This is a genomic window from Priestia sp. 3CA3, from assembly GCF_056836725.1.
The window spans coordinates 478,891-498,002 of the sequence record NZ_JBXENJ010000002.1 but is presented as its reverse complement, the minus strand read 5'-3'; the positions used below and the strand labels follow the sequence as shown (position 1 = coordinate 498,002).

Genomic DNA, 19,112 nt, shown 5'->3' with positions numbered 1-19,112 from the left:
GATCGTACCATTGGCTACGAGCTGCTGCTGGAGGAAAAGAAAATGAATGTACCTAATTGCCCAAGCTGTCAATCACAGTATACATATGAAGATGGAAACCTGTTCATCTGCCCGGAGTGTGCGCATGAATGGGATCAAGATGAAAAAGCAGAAAGCACGGAAGAACAGCTTACTGTAAAAGATGCAAACGGTAATGCTTTAAAAGACGGAGATTCAGTTACTGTCATCAAAGACTTAAAAGTAAAAGGAAGCTCATCGGTTGTAAAAATCGGAACGAAAGTAAAAAGCATTCGTTTAGTAGAAGGCGATCATAACATTGACTGCAAGATTGATGGATTTGGAGCGATGAGCTTAAAATCTCAGTTTGTGAAAAAAGCATAACGATAAAAAAGTCAGGATGAAGAAGACTTTCATCCTGGCTTTTTTCTATGTATCTTAACGGACAAAGTGAAATATATAGACCGTTTTGTCTATTTTAGAAGGAATTTAGCTAAATGTCCCGAATTTACTTAAAGTGTCTGAGAACTTGGATATTAATGGAACTGATGTCCGTTTCATGAAGACAAAGGGGAGGGAGAAATGTGAAAAAATTTTTAGCGTTTCAAATTTTAATTGCATTAGTAATTGGAGCTGTTATCGGGCACTTTTTTCCGGACTTCGGGATGGCTTTAAGACCGGTAGGAGACGGGTTTATCCGGCTCATTAAAATGATTGTAGTGCCGATTGTCTTTTCAACCATCGTCATAGGTGCTGCGGGAAGCGGCAGTATGAAACAAATGGGAAGTCTAGGGTTAAAGACGATTATTTGGTTTGAAATTATTACTACCATCGTATTAGGGATTGGTCTGCTGTTAGTGAATTTGCTAAAGCCCGGAGTAGGCCTCGATCTTTCTCATCTTGTTAAAAAAGATATCGGTGAATTGTCTCAGTATACCGACAAGGTCGTGGACTTTAAACAAATGATTTTAAACATCATTCCAACGAATATCGTAGATGTGATGGCAAAAAATGATTTGCTGGCCGTGATTTTCTTTGCTATTTTATTCGGTGTTGCCGCCTCAGGAGTTGGGAAAGCATCCGAACCTGCAATGAAATTTTTTGAATCAACCGCTAAAATTATGTTTAAATTAACGCAAATTGTGATGGTCACAGCGCCTCTTGGTGTACTAGCGCTAATGGCTGCATCTGTGGGGCAATACGGCATTGTCCTTCTGCTTCCGATGCTGAAGCTAATTGGAACCGTCTTTTTAGGCCTTTTTATTATTTTATTTGTTTTATTTCCGCTTGTTGGGTTTTTGTTCAAATTCAACTATTTTGAAGTCTTCAAAATGATTTGGGACTTGTTTCTTATTGCGTTTTCAACAACAAGTACAGAAACGGTGCTGCCACAGCTGATGGAGCGTATGGAAAAGTACGGATGTCCTAAACGAGTGGTGTCGTTCGTTATTCCGTCCGGCCTGTCGTTAAACTGTGATGGATCTACTTTGTATTTATCCGTTTCATGCGTCTTTTTAGCACAGGCTTTTAATATTGACATGCCCTTAACTCAGCAATTATTTATGATGCTTATACTCGTTATGACAAGTAAAGGAATTGCGGCTGTCCCGTCAGGTTCACTTGTTGTGCTTTTAGCAACAGCTAATGCAGTAGGTCTGCCGGCTGAAGGAGTCGCAATCATTGCAGGAGTAGACCGCATCATGGATATGGCAAGAACAGGAGTTAACGTTCCAGGCCACGCCATTGCCTGTATCGTCGTCTCGAAATGGGAAAAAGTATTTCGAACCCAAACGCCAATTCCGCCTGCATCCCACACGGAATCTCTATAAAACCAACCCCCGCTTTAGTCTATAGAGCGGGGGTTTTTTGTTAAATCTCCAAACATTTATTAACGATGTAGACTAGAGTAATTTGCCATACTCAGCCCTCCTCAAAAAAAAGCACCAGCTGCTTAAGTCTAAAAAAATGCCCTGTGACTGTTTTATGGTCACAGGGCATTTTTTTAGATGAATGTTCACAAAATGTTCACTTACGAAGAAGGAAGATAAAAAGCTATACTAAGCCAAGTAAAAAACATGAAAAGGATGAGGAATATGCCCACAACTAAAAAAGAAAGTATGTATTTTGGAATGATGATGTGCGGAGGGATGGTGCTTGTGATGACGATGTATAACATGTTCATAAATGATGTCATCGGGCATATCACACTTGCAGAAGGTATTTTAAACTTGGTTATCACGTTTGTAGTTGCCATGGCTGTCGAAACTTTCTTAGTAGGTCCCGTAGCAAAAAAAGTAGCATTTTCATTGCCGTTTGATAAGTCTAAACAGTTAAAAGTCGTGTTGATTTTGTCAACGTGCATGGTTATCGGAATGGTTCTTTCCATGTCTGTATATGGATTAATTACGATGTCACTTACCAAAGGTTTAGACGGAGAGCCGCTTCTTTCAAGCTATGCATTTATCGTGATGAAAAACTTTATCGTGGCATACCCGCTTCAGCTTCTTATTATGGGACCTTTAGTTCGCTTATTGTTCATGAAATTTGTGAAAAAGAATACCGCAGCTGCTTAAGTCAAAACCCTAAGAGCGTCTATTTTCTTAGGGTTTTGTTATGCAAAGCTGTTCGGTGAGAAGAGAAGAAAGTCACTAAATAAAAAGTGATGTAGGGCTATTTATTTAAGAATAGAGAAGACCTCTGACTCTCTAAAACGTTTCAAAGCCATACTCCCGGGTACACACAACATTAATGAGGAGGAGATAGTATGGAAGCAAAAGCAAAGAATGTTGTGGGGGTATATGAAACGGAACAAGAAGCAATTCATGCTGTAGAGAGTTTAAAAAAAGAAGGATACGCATCAGAAGAAATATCTATTATCGGTAAACATAAAAAGACCAAAAAAGTTCAGAAAGAAACGAATACAAAAGCAGAAGGGGCAGCAACTGGAGCGCTTACCGGAGGTACGTTAGGGAGCTTGACCGGAATATTAGCAGGTGCCGGAGCTCTTGCAATCCCGGGAATAGGCCCAATTGTAGCGGCTGGTCCGATTGTAGCTACATTAACAGGTGCAGCAGCTGGTGCGAGTGTAGGAGGTCTGTCAGGTATTTTAGTCGGTATGGGAATTCCAAAACAGCAGGCCGAGCACTATAATGATTCAGTCAAAGAAGGCAGCCTGCTTGTTTTAGTAGACAAAGAAGACTGGGATCATGATGGAAACCCGAAAGCGCCTTTAACCGGAATGATTTTATAGAACTTATTATGTATAGGAGAAAGCTGTCGCAGTGCGGCAGCTTTTTTTATGCGCTGGTTTTATTTAAGAGAACTGAATGCACAATAATATTCCATAATAGTTAAAAATATCAAAGTATTTGAGGGTGACCTGAAAGATAATATGCCCTTAAATTATAATGTAATATTATTGTAACAATAATGTATTTATTGTTTTATTTTGGAATTTGAGTTTCGATAAAAGCTTTAACATCGGGATTTACGCGCAAAATACATCCATAAATTAACTGTAAACTATTATACGAAGTAGAATAATTTTCTAATTATTTTTCAAGAATTAATTTTTAGCAAATTATTCATGTTTGAAAGAGGGCTAAAAAGTATATTTCAAAAGTATGTTTACTAAAAAAAGTTAAGCAGGTTGTTTAGTAGCATCATTCATTTAGTTAAATCTCGAAAGGAGCTGCTAAAAAATGAGTATTCAAAAAAGTACAGATAGTTCAAGTTTAGCAGAAGTGATTGATCGAATTCTAGACAAAGGAATTGTCATCGATGCTTTTGCTCGAGTATCACTCGTAGGAATTGAAATTTTAACGATTGAAGCACGAGTCGTTATTGCAAGTGTCGATACGTGGCTTCGCTACGCAGAAGCGGTCGGGTTATTAACCGACAAAGTAGAGGAAGAAGGGCTGCCTGGCCGAACAGAGGAGCGAGGAGCAGGGCTTAGTTTTTAAGTCTTTTAATCGTAAGAAAATTCATTAAATAAATAATAATAAGAGAAAAGAGGATGAAACATGTCAACAACTGATAAGAATGTACAAAGTGAAAAACAAGAAAATCAGCAGCAGGAAGAAAAAACGCAAAACTCTTTGAATCTTGCCATTTTAGGAGGCGTAGTAGGAGCGGGAATTGGACTTCTTTCAAGTCCGCAAACGAGTAAAAAAGTACTCAGTCGCTTAGGACAATCAGAAATTGTACGTGCGACAGGACAAGAGTTAAGAAGAAACGCACAGGATATTTTAACGCAGCAAGCGATGGGAGCGTTAAGACAGACGGCTACAGGCTATCTTGAAAAAGACAATTTAAGCAAGCTGCTGGCACCTAAAAAGAAAAAAGAAGAAACATCAAATGAACAGGGAAATGCGCAGGAAGAAGTCAGCGCAAGCGCAGAAATGGAAACGTCTCAGTACGAAGAGTTAAAAGAAGAAAATAAAAATATGAACGATCAGCTGCAGCGCATTGAAGAGATGCTAAACAAACTCATGGACGCGAAGAAGTAAGATATCCGTCCTGAAGGGGAATTTCATGGATAAAAAAGATGTGGAGAAAGCAGCCTTAAAAGCAGGAAAAAAAATAGTTGAGCACACGCCTGAACCTGTTAAGGAGAAAGTAGAAGAAAAGGTTAAAGAAAAAGCGAAAGAAAAATTTGTCGAAAAAACCGAAGGGAAACTGCAGGAAAAAGCGGATGAAGCGTCAGAAAAACTGCAGGAAACGAAAGAAAAAAATGCCCAAAAGGTACACGGCAAAGGAGAAGACGCAAAAGAAAAGCTTCAAGACGTCTTATTATCAGTAAAAGATAAGCTTAGCGATGTAAAAGAAGCTGGAGAAGACTTTCAAGAAAAAGTTTCTTCTTCAGACGATAAAGATAAGTCAAAAAACAAGCGGAAAATAAAAGGCGTAAATCAGATTAAAAAAGCAACGGATATTAAAAGCTCTACTAAGATTAAAAGTTCCAATGATATTAAATCATCTACAGATTTAAAAACAATGGGATCATAAGCGAAAGGAGAAATGGGATATGTCTATTCAAAAAAGTACTAATAGTTCAAGTTTAGCAGAAGTCATTGACCGTATTTTAGATAAAGGAATTGTTATTGATGCGTTTGCAAGAGTGTCTGTTGTAGGAATTGAAATTTTAACAATTGAAGCACGAGTGGTTATTGCCAGTGTTGATACATGGTTACGCTATGCAGAAGCAGTGGGGCTTCTTCGTGACGACGTAGAAGAAAACGGCCTTCCTGAACGTTCAAATTCAAGTGAAGGGCAGCCGCGTTTTAGTATTTAATATGAAGTGGTATGGAACCTTCCTTTTTGAGGGTGGTTCCAGCTTTTAGATCTAACTATTGGAGGCTACTAAAGATGGAAATTAAAAAAATTATGCAAGCCGTGAACGACTTTTTTGCTGAAAACGTAGCTCCTCCTCATAAAATTACCTCGGTGGAAGTTACTGAAGATGAAGGCTGGAGAGTTATTGTTGAAGTCATTGAAGAACGAGAATATATGAAAAAATACGCCAAAGATGAAATGCTTGGAACATACGAGTGCTTTTTAAATAAAGAAAAAGAAGTCATTTCATTCAAACGACTCGACGTCAGATATAGAAGCGCCATTGGCATTGAAGCATAAACGATAAGATGGCAGGAGGAACGTAAAAATGACCGTCTTAACAGACAAAAGGAAAAAAGGCAGTGGAGCTTTTATACAAGATGACGAGACAAAAGAGGTTCTTTCAAGAGCGCTGAGCTATTTAAAATCCGGCTATTCCATTCATTTTACAGGTCCTGCCGGCGGAGGTAAAACCTCTTTAGCGCGAGCGCTTGCTAAAAAGAGAAAGCGTCCTGTGATGCTGATGCACGGGAATCACGAGCTCAACAACAAAGATTTAATTGGCGATTTTACGGGCTATACGAGCAAAAAAGTAATCGACCAGTATGTTCGTTCTGTTTATAAAAAAGATGAACAAGTAAGTGAAAACTGGCAGGATGGACGGTTGCTTGAAGCCGTAAAAAACGGCTATACGCTGATTTACGACGAATTTACTCGGTCTAAGCCTGCGACGAATAATATCTTTCTATCGATATTAGAAGAAGGCGTGCTGCCGCTGTATGGAGTGAAAATGACCGATCCTTTTGTACGCGTGCATCCCGATTTCCGCGTCATCTTCACGAGCAACCCAGCTGAGTATGCTGGCGTATATGATACGCAAGATGCGCTTCTTGACAGGTTAATTACTATGTTTATTGATTATAAAGACATCGACAGAGAGACAGCGATTTTAACGGAGAAAACGGATGTAGAAGAAGACGAAGCGCGCACAATTGTAACGCTCGTAGCAAACGTGCGAAACCGCTCTGGAGACGAAAACAGCAGCGGGCTTAGCCTGCGGGCTTCGCTTATGATCGCTACCCTTGCTACGCAGCAAGACATTGCTATCGATGGAGATGATGAAGATTTTCAAACGTTATGTATGGATATTCTGCATCATCCGCTTACCAAATGTTTAGACGAGAAAAATGCAAAAAGCAAAGCCGAAAAAATCATTTTAGAAGAGTGTAAGAATATAGACACTGAAGAAAAGTAAAGGAGCTTGAAAACATGAGTGAAACAAACGAAACGGGCATTTATATTTTTAGCGCCATTCAAACGGATAAAGACGAAGATTTTGGATCGGTAGAAGTAGAAGGAACAAAAGCTGAAACGTTTTTGATTCGCTACAAAGACGCGGCGATGGTAGCAGCTGAAGTGCCGATGAAAATTTATCATCCTAATCGCCAAAATCTATTAATGCATCAACACGCAGTAGCAGCGATTATGGACAAAAATGATACGGTTATTCCAATCAGCTTTGGAAATGTATTCAAATCAAAAGAAGACGTAAAAGTTCTTTTAGAAAACCTTTATCCGCAGTTTGAAAAGCTGTTTCCAGCGATCAAAGGAAAAATTGAAGTCGGTTTAAAAGTAATTGGAAAAAAAGAATGGCTCGAGAAAAAAGTAAACGAAAATCCTGAACTTGAAAAAGTATCAGCATCCGTAAAAGGAAAATCAGAAGCAGCCGGTTATTATGAGCGTATTCAGCTTGGAGGAATGGCTCAAAAGATGTTTACTTCCCTGCAAAAAGAAGTCAAGACAGATGTGTTCTCTCCGCTTGAAGAAGCAGCGGAAGCAGCAAAAGCAAATGAGCCAACGGGCGAAACAATGCTTTTAAACGCTTCTTTCTTAATTAACCGAGAAGATGAAGCGAAGTTTGATGAAAAAGTGAATGAAGCGCATGAAAACTGGAAAGACAAAGCCGATTTTCATTACAGCGGTCCTTGGCCTGCTTATAATTTTGTGAACATTCGCCTAAAAGTAGAAGAGAAATAACGTGCTTCACAAATTAGTAACCGCACCTATTAACCTTGTAGTAAAAATCGGCGAAAAAGTACAGGAAGAAGCTGATAAACAGCTATATGACCTTCCGACGATTCAGCAAAAACTCATTCAGCTTCAAATGATGTTTGAGCTTGGTGAAATTCCGGAAGAAGCGTTTCAAGAAAAAGAAGATGAATTGTTAATGAGGTACGAAATCGCGAAACGCAGAGAAATTGAACAATGGGAAGAGCTGACAAAAAAAAGAAATGAGGAATCCTAGATGGGAGAATTACTGTATTTATACGGTTTAATTCCAACAAAAGAAGCAGCAGCCAGAGAGCCGTTTCCATCTTATAAAGGGTTTGACGGAGAACATTCACTGTACCCAATAACGATTGATCAGGTGACGGCTGTCGTTTCTAAGCTGGATGCTGACGCCTATTCAGAAGAAGTGATTAAAGAAAAAATGGAGCAGGATATGAGCTGGCTGCAGGAAAAAGCATTTCATCATCACGAAACGGTAGCCGCTTTGTACGAAGAATTTACGATCATTCCATTAAAATTTTGCACCATTTATAAAAGTAAAGAAAGTCTGCAGGCAGCTATTGAGCTTAACAAAGAAAAGCTAGAGAATTCACTGACGCTGCTTCAAGGAAATGAAGAGTGGAACGTAAAGATTTACTGTGATGATAAAGAGCTTAAAAAAGGAATCAGCGAGACGAATGAAAGCGTAAAAGCGAAAAAAGAAGAAATTAGTCACTTATCACCAGGAAGACAGTTTTTTGAAAAGAAAAAAATAGATCAGCTGATTGAAAGAGAATTAGAGCTTCACAAAAACAAAGTGTGTGAAGAGATACATGACAAGCTCAAAGAACTGTCGCTTTATGACTCTGTTAAAAAGAATTGGAGCAAGGACGTAACGGGCGCAGCTGAACAAATGGCGTGGAACAGCGTGTTTCTTCTCCCGTCTCTGCAGATCACTAAGTTTGTAAACGAAATAGAAGAGCTTCAGCAAAAGCTTGAAAATAAAGGCTGGAAATTTGAAGTGACGGGACCATGGCCGCCCTATCATTTCTCGAGCTTTGCGTAAAGTGAGGAATTAACATTATGTCTCTTAAACAATCCATGGAGAATAAAGATATTGCTCTTATTGATATTTTAGATGTCATTTTAGATAAAGGAGTCGCCATTAAAGGAGACTTAATCATTTCCATAGCCGGCGTCGATTTAGTGTATTTGGATTTGCGGGTGCTTATTTCTTCGGTTGAAACGCTTGTGCAAGCAAAAGAAGGAAATCGCAAACCCATCACTTCTGAACAATTTGATAAACAAAAGGAGGAATTACTGGATGCAACCGGTCAGCCAAGCAAATGGACGAATCCACTTGGATCCTGATAAAGCTGAACAAGGCTTAGCGCAGCTTGTGATGACAGTTATTGAGCTATTGAGGCAAATCGTTGAACGTCATGCGATGAGGCGGGTGGAGGGTGGAACGTTGACGGACGAACAAATTGAAAACTTAGGAATTGCACTAATGAACTTGGAAGAAAAAATGGACGAGTTGAAAGAGGTGTTCGGTCTGGACGCAGAAGATTTAAATATTGATCTTGGACCGCTAGGCAGCCTGCTTTAAGCGGTCAGTGGGAGGAACAGTATGGCAGTCGAACATAATATGCAGTCAAGTACGATTGTAGATGTGCTCGAAAAGATTTTGGATAAAGGAGTCGTCATAGCGGGGGACATCACCGTAGGAATTGCAGATGTCGAGCTATTAACGATAAAGATCCGCTTGATTGTGGCTTCGGTTGATAAAGCAAAAGAAATCGGCATGGACTGGTGGGAAAATGATCCCTATCTCAGTTCAAAAGGAGCCAATAGTAAAGCGCTCGAAGAAGAAAATAAAATGCTGCATGAGCGGTTAAAAACGCTTGAAGAAAAAATAGAAACAGAACGTTAAAAACTGTACGCTACTTAAAAAATGGAGGGATTTACAATGGCAACTGAAACAAAATTAGATAACACACAGGCAGAAAACAAGGAAAACAAAAATACGGAAAACGGTTCAAAAGAAAAGAACGATTCAAAAGCAAGCAAAACAACAAGCAGCGGGCCAATCAAACGAGCGGTAGCAGGAGGTATCATCGGTGCAACGATTGGATATGTATCGACTCCTGAAAATCGAAAAAGTCTCCTTGACCGCATTGATACAGACGAATTAAAAAGCAAAGCATCTGATTTAGGAACAAAGGTAAAAGAAAAATCAAAAAGCAGCGTGGCCAGCCTGAAAACATCTGCGGGAAGCTTGTTTAAAAAAGATAAATCAAAAGATGATGAAGAAAACGTAAATTCTTCTAGTAGCGAAACAGAAGACGATAACGTTCAAGAGTACGATGAGTTAAAAGAAGAAAATCAAACGCTTCAAGACCGCTTATCACAGCTTGAAGAAAAAATGAACATGCTTGTTGAGCTTAGCCTTAATAAAAATCAAGACGAAGAAGCGGAAGATACAGATTCTGACGAAGAAGAGAACGATGAGAACGAAGAAAACGAGCAGGACGATGAAAACGAAGAAGAAACACCTAAGCCTGGTAAAAAGAACAAAAAAGAAGAGGAGCAAGAAGAGGAAGAAGAAAGTGAAAGTGACGAAGACAGGGAGGAAGAAGAGGAAGATTCTCGTTCAAACAAAAAAAATAAAAAAGTAAAAACAGAAGAAGAAGACGAAGAAGAGGAAAGTGAAGAAGAAAAAAAGGAAGCGAAACCAAAAAAGTCAACAGCTAAAAAATCAAAAAATACAAAAGCAAAGAAAAACACGGATGAAGAAGATGATGACGCAACATCTCTTTCTAGTGAAGACGATACAACAGCCTAAGACGTAAAGGAGGAAAGAAAGACATGAGTACAGGCCCTTCTTTTTCAACTAAAGACAATACGCTTGAATACTTTGTGAAAGCTTCTAATAAACACGGCTTTTCACTTGATATTTCATTAAATGTAAACGGCGCTGTGATTTCCGGTACCATGATTTCAGCAAAAGAATACTTTGATTACTTAAGCGAAACGTTTGAAGAAGGCAGCGAAGTGGCTCAGGCGCTAAGCGAACAATTCTCTTTAGCAAGCGAAGCGAGCGAATCAAACGGAGAAGCAGAAGCCCATTTTATTCATTTAAAAAATACAAAGATTTACTGTGGAGACAGTAAATCCACTCCTTCAAAAGGCAAGATCTTTTGGAGAGGAAAAATAGCAGAAGTAGACGGGTTTTTCTTAGGAAAGATTTCTGATGCAAAATCAACGAGTAAAAAGAGTTCATAAAAAACGGCGGGATGATTGCCCCGCCGTTTTTTTAGTGATGTGATGAGATGTGCAGCTTCTTTTTTCGATACATGAGCGGAGTCATCTTCATTTCTTTTCGAAACTGATTAATAAAATAGCTTGTACTATTAAATCCTACTTGATAGGCGACGTCCGTCACATTTGCTTCTGCTTGCTGCAGCATAACTAAGCTTTGCTGAATTCGATAGTTTAATACATAGGTCAAAGGCGATTTTTTTAACATTTTCTTGAAATATCGACAGCATTCAGAACGGCTTAATTGTCCCGCCTTGGCAATATCATCGAGCGTAATCTTTTCAGCAAAGTGCAAATGAATCCAATTCAGCATTTGCTTCATCCGCTGATTTTTGATCATTTCTTTTTCATTGTATTTTAGCTGCAACCCGTTAAGAATTACATTTTTCCACAGTATGCTGAGTTCAGAGGCAATCTCTATTTCATAGTGATGCGGCTGCTTATGAATCCATGTGTATATCTTATGTATAGACTCTAACACGTTATTCCCCCAGGCTTGCTTTGGACTGATGAATAAATGTGGTAGATTCGTTGCATGAATGTAGGGATAAACGTAATTTGTAAAAAGCTCTTGCGGCACAAGAAAATGAGGAGAAACATTTAAACAAATGTACACGCAGCCGGATTTGTTTATGTCTTCAGTCATATGAAGACATCCGCTGTTAATAAACAGTCCGTAGCCTTGTTTTACAGTCACTGTTTTTTCATTTATTTGAAAAGACGCATGACCTTTTATAACCAATACAAATTGAAGCTCATCATGCCAGTGAAGAGGGATGTAGCCGTTTATGTGATCACTGATCGTTGTTTGATAACATGCTACTGGCAGCTCAACGGTGCGATGGGTCGTTAGCTCTTTTAAGTTTTCATCAATTTTAAAATGTGCTGCTGGCATACATGGTCACCTCAATATATTTATATTTTTTAATGCAATATGCGTATTTTCTGCCCCGTTTTTCACTTATTATAACACTATTCTTATAATAAAAGTGAGGGATGAAAGATGAACGATCTCAGCAGAAAAAAAGGGTTCTTCTTTGTAACAACGGGAGCAATATGTTGGGGGATGGGAGGAACGGTTGCTCAAAAGCTTTTTCAAGAATTTGAAATCAGTGTAGACTGGCTTGTTTCAGTACGGCTGCTCACTGCGGGTTTTTTGCTGCTGATGATTTCATGTATAAAAAGGAATCGTTCTCACGTACTGGGAGTATGGAAGAACCGAAAGTCAGCTTTTCAGCTCGTCGTTTTTGCCATAGCTGGTATGCTTGCCGTTCAGTATACGTATATGGCTTCTATTAAGCATGGAAACGCAGCAGTAGCTACGCTGCTGCAGTATTTATCACCGGTGATGATTATCATTTATTTGCTTTTGCGCAAGCAGTCTATATTTACGCGACAAGACGTCATCACTGTTCTGCTGGCACTGGGGGGCTGCTTTTTTTTATTAACAAACGGCTCTATTTCTCAGCTGTCTGTTCCTGTATCTGCCGTTATTTGGGGAGTGCTGTCAGGCGTAGCGGCTGCTTTTTATACGCTGTATGCGGTTCCGCTGATCAAAAAGTACAGTTCGCTTGTTATCGTTGGCTGGTCAATGGTGATTGGGGGAAGCGTAATGAGCTTTATTCATCCGCCTTGGGAAGCGTCAAGCTTATCACCAATAACTTGGGGATATATTTTATTTGTCATTATTTTTGGCACGATGCTTGCTTTTTGGTTTTACGTAGAAAGCTTGCAAAGTCTTTTACCTAAAGAAACGAGTTTGCTTGGAAGTTTAGAGCCTTTAGCCGCTGTTATCACAACCGTTGTTTGGCTGAAAGAGCCTTTTGGTTTTTATCAGTGGATGGGCACAGCTTGTATTATTGGGTTAGTTCTATTACTTACCCGAACAAAACAAGCATCTTCTGAGACGACACTTTCAGCATAAATGGGGGCTTGCTAAGAGAAGAAGCAAACCAATGTCACTTTGCCGCCGAATCTGTAGAAACTCGTTTGACTTTTAAAATCTTTACATATTGAATAAACACTCTTTCTTTTGTAGAGACATTTAATTTAGCAAGTCTTGATGCGTCGTCTCGGTTTTTAGCAGATTCTATCACAAAAGTTCCTTTGATTTTGGCTTCATCTTTTAGAACGGAATACTGTATTTCAAATCGTTTTGCTTTCGGTTTCTGCATAGTGATTGATAAGCTCCTTTGCCTGATAGGTTAATGTATTGCCATGAAATAAGATTCGATAAAAAGGAAGAAAAGAACGTAACATATACTACTAAATCAAATGCAAAGCGGCAGTGACTTTTATCACACTACAACCTAGTATTTCATCTTTTTACCAAAAAAGATAGGGTGTTTTACCGCCGCTGCTTGCAAAATTTTTTATTCTTTCTGCTTGACCTAGAGTTAACTCTATGGTTTATCTTGTAGTAGTATTATTTCAAGGAGGGGCTTTACATGAAGTATCATACAATTGCTAATACTGACTTACACGTATCAAATTTAATTATGGGAAACATGCGTTTAACAGAGCTTTCTTTACAAGAAGCAGAGAAGCTAATCCGCACAGCGATGGAAGAAGAAATTAACTTTTTTGATCATGCTGATATTTACGGTCCTGATTATGTAGGACAATGCGAAGAGTATTTTGCAAACGCTATACAAATGAACCCAAGTCTTCGTGAAAAAATGGTGATTCAAAGCAAATGCGGCATTAACGCAGCGGAAAATTACTATGACTTTTCAAAGAAGCATATCATAGACTCTGTTAACGGCAGCTTAGAGCGTTTAAAAACAGATTACTTAGATCTTTTATTACTGCATCGTCCAGATCCACTAATGGACCCTGAAGAAGTAGCAGAAGCATTTAATGAGCTTCAAAGCAGCGGAAAGGTACGTCACTTTGGTGTATCGAATCACAACCCAGCGCAAATTCAGCTGCTTGAAAAATATATTAACCAAAAGCTTGTCGTAAACCAAGTGCAGTTCAGCATCGCACATACGCCAATCATTGATTCTGGTATTTCGTTAAACATGGGAATTGATCAAGCTGTCAACCGCGACAGCAGCGTGCTTGAATATTGCCGTTTAAACGATATCACGCTTCAAGCATGGTCGCCGTTCCAAAACGGATTTTTTGAAGGTCCTTTCCTAGGTGATAAAGAGAAATTTGGAAAGCTAAACGAAGTAATTGATCGCATCGCAAGTAAATATAGCGTGACGAATACAGCGATTGCCGTTGCGTGGATTACAACGCATCCTGCAAATATTCAAGTAGTACTTGGTACGACAAATATTCAGCGTATGAAAGATGCAAGCAAAGGTTCAGAAATCAAGTTAACACGCCAAGAATGGTACGATATTTATAAAGCCGCTGGCAACATGGTGCCTTAAGCGCTGCAGTTCTTAAAATAAAACAGGTAACTCCGTTCGAACATGGAACGGAGTTACCTGCGTTTTACATTAAGAACTACTGGTTAAGCTAGAAAAAGATTTAGCAGCAGCTCAATTATTTTTGTGACGCCAAAACCTAATAAAAAGGCAATAAAACCGCCGATTACAATGGTAAGCATCATGTGAGCAGTATTCATCGTATCATCCTTTCTGATTTGAATGTATGTTGCTGCTTGTACAAAAAACCTGCAGCATAAAGAGCGCAATAAAGAAGACTCTAAAAGAATAAATCCTCGAGATAACTGGAGGTCAAGACAAACTCATCATGTTTTTCTGAGAAGTTTAATTGTAGGAGGAAGCAGTATGACGTATACCATTTCACAAGTTGCGAAGAAATTGAACGTGACAATTTATACCATTCGCTATTATGATAAAGAAGGGCTTTTTCCGTTTTTAGATCGTACAGCGTCAGGGAATCGTATTTTTAAAGAACAAGATATTGAATGGATTGATTTAATTTGCTGTTTAAAAAGCACGGGTATGCAAATCAAGGACATTCGGACGCTTATTGAAAACTGTACGCTTGAAAATGCCGTGCTTGATAAAAGTCTGCAAATGCTGATGGATCATAAAAAAGCGGTACAAAAAGAAATCGAAGAAATCCATCACAAGCTTGAGACGATTGATTATAAAATTAAGCACCTGCCGGAAATGTACGAGCGAATTGTGAACAAGCCTTCAAACTAAACAAAAAAAGGAGCGTAAAAATGATTGAAAAAGTAGTACCTCTCACTGCAGAGAATATACAGCAGTGCATTGACTTGTATCTGAATGTATTTACAAAAAAGCCTTGGAATGAACCGTGGACGGAAGAATCAGCTAAAGAAAGGCTGACTGATTTACTGAACACGCCTAAATTTATAGGCTATTTATTTTATGACCAAGGAGAGTTGATTGGAACGATTGCAGGTCACGCGAAAAAATCATACAGCGGTATGACCTTTTACGTGGCCGAGCTTTGCGTCAGCGCAAGCGTGCAAGGAAAAGGATATGGTTCAGCTATCTTAAGCCGGTTTGAGAACGAACTTCAAAGACACGATATCAACAGCTTGTATCTCTTAACGGCGACTGGAGGAGCTGCACAGGCTTTTTATGAAAGAAACGGCTATACTGTAAATGATCAGCGGGTCGTCTTGAAAAAATCGTTTGTATAATTTTGTACATAAAGCGGGAAGAGAGCTGCAGAGTGGCTCTCTTTTTAATTACTCTTTTTATCTATTAATATGTAGAAGAAAGGGAAGTATGAACAAGAAAAATAAGGTAATGAGAAGGCGTAAACAAGGAACGGTAGATTAAAAAGCATGTTGTTTTTTTTCAGTGGTGAGTCTCATTATGAGCACACTTAAAAACAGTGCCCATTATGTGGACACTGCTTTTTCATAATAAAGTGGAAAGCTAGCTTTTGGTAAAAAAATTAGTGAAAATGAAGCTGTTCATCATTATTTCTAATGATTAGCAACCGCCAAATCCTCCCCAGCAAGCACAGCCGATGATGATTAATAAAATGAATAATACGATGATTAAAGCAAAGCCACTGCCAAATCCGCAGCCGCCACCGCCGTAACCGTAACCGCCATAACCACAGCCACCATAGAAGCCCATATAGTTCACCTCCAAGTTCTGAGTACATTTTTAACATATGCCTGAAATGCAAAAGTGCTCCAAAAATATCCAACGATTTCAATGAAAATAAAAAAAGATAAGAAAATAAGATGGACACGGTACTTTTTTGCACTTTCTACATAGGATGAATCATCCCAAGATCTCATATATGAGCCCCCATGTTATAACGAAGCAGGCTAATACCACTTCCTCCTTAGCCTGCGTACATAATAATGAAGGAGAAGCCGAAGAATTTTTTCTTCGGCTTCTTGTTTTTTACGATGAAATAAACACGTTAGTGCGTTCCTTATAACATTCTAAGTCAGGGTCCGCTTCTTTTTGTATGTATTAGGTACTAAAGAGAAATCAAGCTCATTTTCATATAAACCTAGTCATTTGCTTTTTTTCGTAATTCTTTTCCCTTATTTTCAGCATAACCAAGATATTTGCCCAAGACAGCGAATAGGTAAATGCATATTCTTGGGTGAAAGCAAAAAACAAAAAAACGGAGGTTTCTCTCATGAATTCAGAAATGCATTTTTTACCCACTATGTATTCTCAAGATCATCAACTTCAACACGCAGATGAAAGGTTTATTGGCAGGCCCTTTGGCTTTGGCAGACCGTTCGGTTTCGGACGCCCGTTTGGTTATGGTTTTGGCAGACCATTCGGCTATGGCTTTGGAGGACCATTTTTAGGAGGATTAGCAGGAGGGCTAGTAGCAGGCTCACTGTTATCACCATATGGCTATGGCGGTTACGGATACGGTGGTTATCCGTATGGCGGCTACGGCGGTTACGGCGTTTATGGCTTTGGCTGCGGCTGTTAAATATAAATAAAAGAAAAATCTCAGAAGAAGTATTTTTTATATCATTCTTTTCTATAAGGAAGTCTGTTTTGAAACGTAAGGCATTATATCCATCCACAGTGAATCAGAACGTACACCCCATCTCATATATAAAACCACCTGGTCATTTTTCCAGGTGGTTTTTGCGTAATTTTTTCACTTTCACATAGCAAAAGAATCAAAAAAGAGATTAGAACCGCGCGATTTCTTCTTTACATTACAGTAAGAAACGCTTACTATGTGAGAAAATGGAAAATGTTAACGAAGCATTCTTTTTACACAACTTTCTGTGAGAAGTAAAAGAGGGAGAGACATAACATGATCGAAAGTCATACTATTTATTTGCGCCCGTTGATTGACAGCGATGCGCACGACAGCCTCCGATTGCAAAAGGACAATCGCGACTTTTTTAAGCAGTTTTCTATGATTCGAGAGCATTCTTTTTATACGTTAGAGAGCCAAGTAGAAAAAATTCAGCTTCACGAAGAGAATAGGAAAAACGATCAAGAATACTATTTTGGTCTTTTTCAAAAAGAGACTAAGAGGTTAATTGGCACTATCAGTCTTTTTCAAGTGATGCGCGGATCTTTACAAAGCGCGTTTATCGGCTATTTTCTAGATCAGCATCATAATGGAAAAGGGTACGCAACAGAAGCCGTAAAAGCACTTGTTGACTATGCGTTTGAAGAGCTGCATCTTCACCGTATTGAAGCGGGCGTCATGCCACGTAATGTGCCATCTCAGCGCGTACTCGAAAAAGCAGGGTTTCATAGGGAAGGAATCGCTAGAAAAAATGTAAATATTAATGGCGTATGGGAAGATCATCAAGTCTTGGCTATCCTTAACCCTAATGATGAAATAGAAGAAATAAATGAGTTCTTAAAATTTTGATATACGTTTTTATATTTAAAATTTATAATGAGGATAAAAGAATAGAACAGTCTATATTTAAATAGTAGGTGACTAAGGTAATGGAAGAGAGGAACATCAATGAAAAAGCCGTTTGGGATGTATTGCAGATGGCTAGCGAAGTAGTCGGAAGCAGGACGCTGTTTGTAGGGGTTTTCGACGAACAATTTTCAGTTATGAAAGCCTTTAATAAAGAAGGGGGAAGCCTTGTAGAGGATGGACTGATGCTGCCGTTAGAGCTTGCGGTATGCAACTTAGTCACGTGTGATGAACCCCTTGTTATTCCCAATACAAAACGCGATGTTAGAACGTCTAATTTAGCCATCATTGATGGTGCACGGGTAGGTTCTTATTTAGGAACACCTATTGTGCTAGAAGATGGGAGAATGTTTGGTACCTTATGTGCGGTCGATCCGGATCCTTATCCGTTTAGCGAAAGTGAAATTCAAGGGTTAAACCGGCTGGCTGGTATTTTGTCTCATATTATTTATAAAAATCAAGCGGCTGTTTTGCCGAAAATTGAAGAGAAAATTCTGCAGCTTGATAAGCTAGCACTCGTAGGGCAGCTAGCAGCAGGGTTAGCGCATGAGATTCGAAACCCGATGCAGTCGGTGCGCGGCTTTATTCAATTTTTATTTAATGAAAATGAGCAGGCAGAGCCTTTTCAAAAAATTGTTCTTGATGAACTGGATCGTATGAATGAACTTATTAACAACTTCTTGCTTGTCACGCAGCCAACGGCGCCCAAAAAAGAAATCGTATCAATTGTAGAAGTTATTCATGATACCGTTGCTTTCTTGAAAAGTGAAGCTGCGCTGTATAATGTAGAAATGAATGTAAGAATAGAAGGAGCCATTCCACTTGTATCAATCGATCCTGCTCAAATGAGACAAGTGTTTATGAATCTTTTAAAAAATGCCATTGAAGCAATGGAGAAAAAGAAACGCGGCGAAATAAATCTTATTATCAAAGAATGGGAAGGTTGGGCTCTTATTGATATTCAAGATACCGGTTCTGGCATTCCGCTATCCATTATTAATAAAGTAGGAAATCCGTTTTTCTCAACAAAAGATGGAACAGGCATGGGGTTAGGGCTTTCTATTTGTAAAACGATCATCAACGAGCATAACGGTACGCTTGCGATTGAAAGTGATGAGAACGGTACAGTAGTGACGGTGAAGCTGCCTTTGACGCTTTAAGATAAAACAAAAAAGAAAGGAGAGTACGCACTCATCCTTTCTTTTTTTGCTGACTTTTTTAATATGCTGAACTGTCTTCAATCCAGTATTCATAGTCTTCCGCATCTTTTTTATTTAACTTTTTGCCGTTGATGTAAATTTTGTTCCATTCGTAAATTTGTTTATCCAAATAAACGTTAAACACAATGCGTACATGCTCTTTTTCTGTATAATCGTAGCCGGTAAATTGTACAACGTGATGACGGCCTTCTTTTTTAATATAGGTCCATTTTGGATGATCGTTGTACATTTCAAGCGTAATTGCTTCGTCGCCGTAGCGAACTACATCTTTAATATTTGTTTTAAAACACCTTTCATTGGTTATAATCTATCATCTAAAATTACTCTATTATTATACATTATTTCTAGTAT

Annotated in this window: 29 protein-coding genes; 25 read left to right on the top strand and 4 right to left on the bottom strand. The window is 38.8% G+C overall.

Features of this window, described 5'->3' with window-relative positions; translation table 11 throughout:
* Window positions 1–42: 42 nt before the first annotated feature.
* The 18 genes from AC1VNJ_RS07630 (at window position 43) to gvpU (ending at window position 10,665) form a co-directional block, all read left to right on the top strand.
* Complete coding sequence (locus AC1VNJ_RS07630) at window positions 43–381, top strand: zinc ribbon domain-containing protein YjdM (RefSeq protein ID WP_482640534.1); 339 nt, start codon at window positions 43–45, stop codon at window positions 379–381.
* Window positions 382–581: 200 nt separating this feature from the next.
* Complete coding sequence (gltP, locus tag AC1VNJ_RS07625) at window positions 582–1,826, top strand: glutamate-aspartate/proton symporter GltP (RefSeq protein WP_029715022.1); 1,245 nt, start codon at window positions 582–584, stop codon at window positions 1,824–1,826.
* 264 nt (window positions 1,827–2,090) lie between these two features.
* The gene (locus tag AC1VNJ_RS07620) at window positions 2,091–2,570 is read left to right on the top strand and encodes a DUF2798 domain-containing protein (protein ID WP_482640533.1); all 480 of its coding nucleotides are present in this window, start codon (window positions 2,091–2,093) and stop codon (window positions 2,568–2,570) included.
* A 191-nt stretch (window positions 2,571–2,761) separates the two neighbouring features.
* The gene (locus AC1VNJ_RS07615; protein WP_482640532.1) at window positions 2,762–3,247 is read left to right on the top strand and encodes a general stress protein; all 486 of its coding nucleotides are present in this window, start codon (window positions 2,762–2,764) and stop codon (window positions 3,245–3,247) included.
* A gap of 451 nt (window positions 3,248–3,698) precedes the next feature.
* Window positions 3,699–3,959, top strand: a complete 261-nt coding sequence (gene gvpA, locus AC1VNJ_RS07610) for a gas vesicle structural protein GvpA (protein ID WP_013058000.1) — start codon at window positions 3,699–3,701, stop codon at window positions 3,957–3,959.
* 60 nt (window positions 3,960–4,019) lie between these two features.
* On the top strand, window positions 4,020–4,505 hold the full coding sequence (gene gvpT / locus AC1VNJ_RS07605) for a GvpT/GvpP family gas vesicle accessory protein (RefSeq protein ID WP_033580315.1): 486 nt from the start codon (window positions 4,020–4,022) through the stop codon (window positions 4,503–4,505).
* A 25-nt stretch (window positions 4,506–4,530) separates the two neighbouring features.
* Window positions 4,531–5,004, top strand: coding sequence for a gas vesicle protein GvpQ (gene gvpQ / locus AC1VNJ_RS07600; RefSeq protein ID WP_033580316.1), 474 nt, complete (start codon window positions 4,531–4,533; stop codon window positions 5,002–5,004).
* A gap of 19 nt (window positions 5,005–5,023) precedes the next feature.
* Window positions 5,024–5,290: a gas vesicle structural protein GvpA gene (gene gvpA, locus AC1VNJ_RS07595; RefSeq protein ID WP_013057997.1), complete on the top strand. Its 267-nt coding sequence runs from the start codon at window positions 5,024–5,026 to the stop codon at window positions 5,288–5,290.
* Between the two features lie 74 nt (window positions 5,291–5,364).
* On the top strand, window positions 5,365–5,631 hold the full coding sequence (gene gvpO / locus AC1VNJ_RS07590; RefSeq protein WP_033580317.1) for a gas vesicle protein GvpO: 267 nt from the start codon (window positions 5,365–5,367) through the stop codon (window positions 5,629–5,631).
* A gap of 28 nt (window positions 5,632–5,659) precedes the next feature.
* Window positions 5,660–6,586, top strand: coding sequence for a gas vesicle protein GvpN (gvpN, locus tag AC1VNJ_RS07585; RefSeq protein WP_033580318.1), 927 nt, complete (start codon window positions 5,660–5,662; stop codon window positions 6,584–6,586).
* Window positions 6,587–6,600: 14 nt separating this feature from the next.
* Complete coding sequence (locus AC1VNJ_RS07580) at window positions 6,601–7,368, top strand: GvpL/GvpF family gas vesicle protein (RefSeq protein ID WP_028414532.1); 768 nt, start codon at window positions 6,601–6,603, stop codon at window positions 7,366–7,368.
* A gap of 1 nt (window position 7,369) precedes the next feature.
* Window positions 7,370–7,636: a gas vesicle protein GvpG gene (locus tag AC1VNJ_RS07575; RefSeq protein WP_013084016.1), complete on the top strand. Its 267-nt coding sequence runs from the start codon at window positions 7,370–7,372 to the stop codon at window positions 7,634–7,636.
* A complete protein-coding gene (locus tag AC1VNJ_RS07570) occupies window positions 7,637–8,446 on the top strand; it encodes a GvpL/GvpF family gas vesicle protein (RefSeq protein ID WP_028414531.1) in 810 nt (269 codons plus the stop codon).
* Between the two features lie 17 nt (window positions 8,447–8,463).
* Window positions 8,464–8,751, top strand: coding sequence for a gas vesicle protein (locus AC1VNJ_RS07565; RefSeq protein ID WP_033580320.1), 288 nt, complete (start codon window positions 8,464–8,466; stop codon window positions 8,749–8,751).
* Entirely contained in the window at window positions 8,705–8,989 is a 285-nt protein-coding gene (locus AC1VNJ_RS07560; protein WP_028414529.1) for a gas vesicle protein K, read from the top strand. The genes AC1VNJ_RS07565 and AC1VNJ_RS07560 overlap by 47 nt, the downstream gene beginning before the upstream one ends.
* Window positions 8,990–9,010: 21 nt before the next feature.
* Window positions 9,011–9,313 (top strand): gas vesicle protein, encoded by a 303-nt coding sequence (locus AC1VNJ_RS07555; protein ID WP_028414528.1) that lies wholly within the window; start codon window positions 9,011–9,013, stop codon window positions 9,311–9,313.
* A gap of 36 nt (window positions 9,314–9,349) precedes the next feature.
* Entirely contained in the window at window positions 9,350–10,225 is an 876-nt protein-coding gene (gene gvpT, locus AC1VNJ_RS07550) for a GvpT/GvpP family gas vesicle accessory protein (protein WP_186807068.1), read from the top strand.
* Between the two features lie 23 nt (window positions 10,226–10,248).
* Complete coding sequence (gene gvpU, locus AC1VNJ_RS07545) at window positions 10,249–10,665, top strand: gas vesicle accessory protein GvpU (protein ID WP_013057987.1); 417 nt, start codon at window positions 10,249–10,251, stop codon at window positions 10,663–10,665.
* 31 nt (window positions 10,666–10,696) lie between these two features.
* On the opposite strand, the gene AC1VNJ_RS07540 is transcribed toward gvpU, so the two are convergent.
* Entirely contained in the window at window positions 10,697–11,596 is a 900-nt protein-coding gene (locus AC1VNJ_RS07540) for an AraC family transcriptional regulator (RefSeq protein WP_098112373.1), read from the bottom strand.
* Window positions 11,597–11,704: 108 nt separating this feature from the next.
* Here AC1VNJ_RS07540 and AC1VNJ_RS07535 point away from each other — a divergent pair, with 108 nt between their 5' ends.
* The gene (locus AC1VNJ_RS07535; protein WP_482640531.1) at window positions 11,705–12,625 is read left to right on the top strand and encodes an EamA family transporter; all 921 of its coding nucleotides are present in this window, start codon (window positions 11,705–11,707) and stop codon (window positions 12,623–12,625) included.
* A gap of 34 nt (window positions 12,626–12,659) precedes the next feature.
* Here the strand turns inward: AC1VNJ_RS07535 and AC1VNJ_RS07530 are convergent, their stop codons facing one another.
* Entirely contained in the window at window positions 12,660–12,875 is a 216-nt protein-coding gene (locus AC1VNJ_RS07530; protein WP_029322976.1) for a hypothetical protein, read from the bottom strand.
* A 273-nt stretch (window positions 12,876–13,148) separates the two neighbouring features.
* On the opposite strand from AC1VNJ_RS07530, the gene AC1VNJ_RS07525 reads away from it, so the two are divergent.
* From AC1VNJ_RS07525 to AC1VNJ_RS07515, 3 genes are all read left to right on the top strand, one after another.
* On the top strand, window positions 13,149–14,084 hold the full coding sequence (locus AC1VNJ_RS07525) for an aldo/keto reductase (protein ID WP_014459210.1): 936 nt from the start codon (window positions 13,149–13,151) through the stop codon (window positions 14,082–14,084).
* Between the two features lie 363 nt (window positions 14,085–14,447).
* Window positions 14,448–14,831 carry a MerR family transcriptional regulator gene (locus AC1VNJ_RS07520; protein WP_025751010.1) on the top strand — a complete coding sequence of 128 codons (384 nt, stop codon included), beginning with the start codon at window positions 14,448–14,450 and terminating at the stop codon, window positions 14,829–14,831.
* Window positions 14,832–14,851: 20 nt separating this feature from the next.
* Window positions 14,852–15,298, top strand: coding sequence for a GNAT family N-acetyltransferase (locus tag AC1VNJ_RS07515; RefSeq protein ID WP_482640530.1), 447 nt, complete (start codon window positions 14,852–14,854; stop codon window positions 15,296–15,298).
* A 298-nt stretch (window positions 15,299–15,596) separates the two neighbouring features.
* On the opposite strand, the gene yjcZ is transcribed toward AC1VNJ_RS07515, so the two are convergent.
* Window positions 15,597–15,746 (bottom strand): sporulation protein YjcZ, encoded by a 150-nt coding sequence (yjcZ, locus tag AC1VNJ_RS07510; protein WP_014459214.1) that lies wholly within the window; start codon window positions 15,744–15,746, stop codon window positions 15,597–15,599.
* 520 nt (window positions 15,747–16,266) lie between these two features.
* Between yjcZ and AC1VNJ_RS07505 the strand changes: the two genes are divergently transcribed.
* From AC1VNJ_RS07505 to AC1VNJ_RS07495, 3 genes are all read left to right on the top strand, one after another.
* Window positions 16,267–16,575: a hypothetical protein gene (locus AC1VNJ_RS07505; protein ID WP_482640529.1), complete on the top strand. Its 309-nt coding sequence runs from the start codon at window positions 16,267–16,269 to the stop codon at window positions 16,573–16,575.
* Window positions 16,576–16,911: 336 nt separating this feature from the next.
* Window positions 16,912–17,484, top strand: coding sequence for a GNAT family N-acetyltransferase (locus AC1VNJ_RS07500; RefSeq protein ID WP_482640528.1), 573 nt, complete (start codon window positions 16,912–16,914; stop codon window positions 17,482–17,484).
* Between the two features lie 80 nt (window positions 17,485–17,564).
* On the top strand, window positions 17,565–18,701 hold the full coding sequence (locus AC1VNJ_RS07495; protein WP_416420640.1) for an ATP-binding protein: 1,137 nt from the start codon (window positions 17,565–17,567) through the stop codon (window positions 18,699–18,701).
* A 58-nt stretch (window positions 18,702–18,759) separates the two neighbouring features.
* On the opposite strand, the gene AC1VNJ_RS07490 is transcribed toward AC1VNJ_RS07495, so the two are convergent.
* Entirely contained in the window at window positions 18,760–18,990 is a 231-nt protein-coding gene (locus AC1VNJ_RS07490; RefSeq protein ID WP_321202021.1) for a hypothetical protein, read from the bottom strand.
* Window positions 18,991–19,112 lie beyond the last annotated feature (122 nt).

Coding starts and splice junctions, on each gene's coding strand:
- gvpN (WP_033580318.1), top strand. CDS start 5,660: ATGACCGTCTTAACAGACAAAAGGAAAAAAGGCAGTGGAGCTTTTATA.
- AC1VNJ_RS07615 (WP_482640532.1), top strand. CDS start 2,762: ATGGAAGCAAAAGCAAAGAATGTTGTGGGGGTATATGAAACGGAACAA.
- gvpO (WP_033580317.1), top strand. CDS start 5,365: ATGGAAATTAAAAAAATTATGCAAGCCGTGAACGACTTTTTTGCTGAA.
- AC1VNJ_RS07555 (WP_028414528.1), top strand. CDS start 9,011: ATGGCAGTCGAACATAATATGCAGTCAAGTACGATTGTAGATGTGCTC.
- gvpA (WP_013058000.1), top strand. CDS start 3,699: ATGAGTATTCAAAAAAGTACAGATAGTTCAAGTTTAGCAGAAGTGATT.
- gvpT (WP_033580315.1), top strand. CDS start 4,020: ATGTCAACAACTGATAAGAATGTACAAAGTGAAAAACAAGAAAATCAG.
- AC1VNJ_RS07570 (WP_028414531.1), top strand. CDS start 7,637: ATGGGAGAATTACTGTATTTATACGGTTTAATTCCAACAAAAGAAGCA.
- AC1VNJ_RS07525 (WP_014459210.1), top strand. CDS start 13,149: ATGAAGTATCATACAATTGCTAATACTGACTTACACGTATCAAATTTA.
- AC1VNJ_RS07530 (WP_029322976.1), bottom strand. CDS start 12,875: ATGCAGAAACCGAAAGCAAAACGATTTGAAATACAGTATTCCGTTCTA.
- AC1VNJ_RS07560 (WP_028414529.1), top strand. CDS start 8,705: ATGCAACCGGTCAGCCAAGCAAATGGACGAATCCACTTGGATCCTGAT.
- AC1VNJ_RS07540 (WP_098112373.1), bottom strand. CDS start 11,596: ATGCCAGCAGCACATTTTAAAATTGATGAAAACTTAAAAGAGCTAACG.
- AC1VNJ_RS07490 (WP_321202021.1), bottom strand. CDS start 18,990: ATGTACAACGATCATCCAAAATGGACCTATATTAAAAAAGAAGGCCGT.
- AC1VNJ_RS07520 (WP_025751010.1), top strand. CDS start 14,448: ATGACGTATACCATTTCACAAGTTGCGAAGAAATTGAACGTGACAATT.
- gvpU (WP_013057987.1), top strand. CDS start 10,249: ATGAGTACAGGCCCTTCTTTTTCAACTAAAGACAATACGCTTGAATAC.
- AC1VNJ_RS07535 (WP_482640531.1), top strand. CDS start 11,705: ATGAACGATCTCAGCAGAAAAAAAGGGTTCTTCTTTGTAACAACGGGA.
- AC1VNJ_RS07515 (WP_482640530.1), top strand. CDS start 14,852: ATGATTGAAAAAGTAGTACCTCTCACTGCAGAGAATATACAGCAGTGC.
- AC1VNJ_RS07505 (WP_482640529.1), top strand. CDS start 16,267: ATGAATTCAGAAATGCATTTTTTACCCACTATGTATTCTCAAGATCAT.
- yjcZ (WP_014459214.1), bottom strand. CDS start 15,746: ATGGGCTTCTATGGTGGCTGTGGTTATGGCGGTTACGGTTACGGCGGT.
- AC1VNJ_RS07495 (WP_416420640.1), top strand. CDS start 17,565: ATGGAAGAGAGGAACATCAATGAAAAAGCCGTTTGGGATGTATTGCAG.
- gvpQ (WP_033580316.1), top strand. CDS start 4,531: ATGGATAAAAAAGATGTGGAGAAAGCAGCCTTAAAAGCAGGAAAAAAA.
- gvpT (WP_186807068.1), top strand. CDS start 9,350: ATGGCAACTGAAACAAAATTAGATAACACACAGGCAGAAAACAAGGAA.
- AC1VNJ_RS07500 (WP_482640528.1), top strand. CDS start 16,912: ATGATCGAAAGTCATACTATTTATTTGCGCCCGTTGATTGACAGCGAT.
- AC1VNJ_RS07620 (WP_482640533.1), top strand. CDS start 2,091: ATGCCCACAACTAAAAAAGAAAGTATGTATTTTGGAATGATGATGTGC.
- AC1VNJ_RS07630 (WP_482640534.1), top strand. CDS start 43: ATGAATGTACCTAATTGCCCAAGCTGTCAATCACAGTATACATATGAA.
- AC1VNJ_RS07580 (WP_028414532.1), top strand. CDS start 6,601: ATGAGTGAAACAAACGAAACGGGCATTTATATTTTTAGCGCCATTCAA.
- AC1VNJ_RS07565 (WP_033580320.1), top strand. CDS start 8,464: ATGTCTCTTAAACAATCCATGGAGAATAAAGATATTGCTCTTATTGAT.
- gvpA (WP_013057997.1), top strand. CDS start 5,024: ATGTCTATTCAAAAAAGTACTAATAGTTCAAGTTTAGCAGAAGTCATT.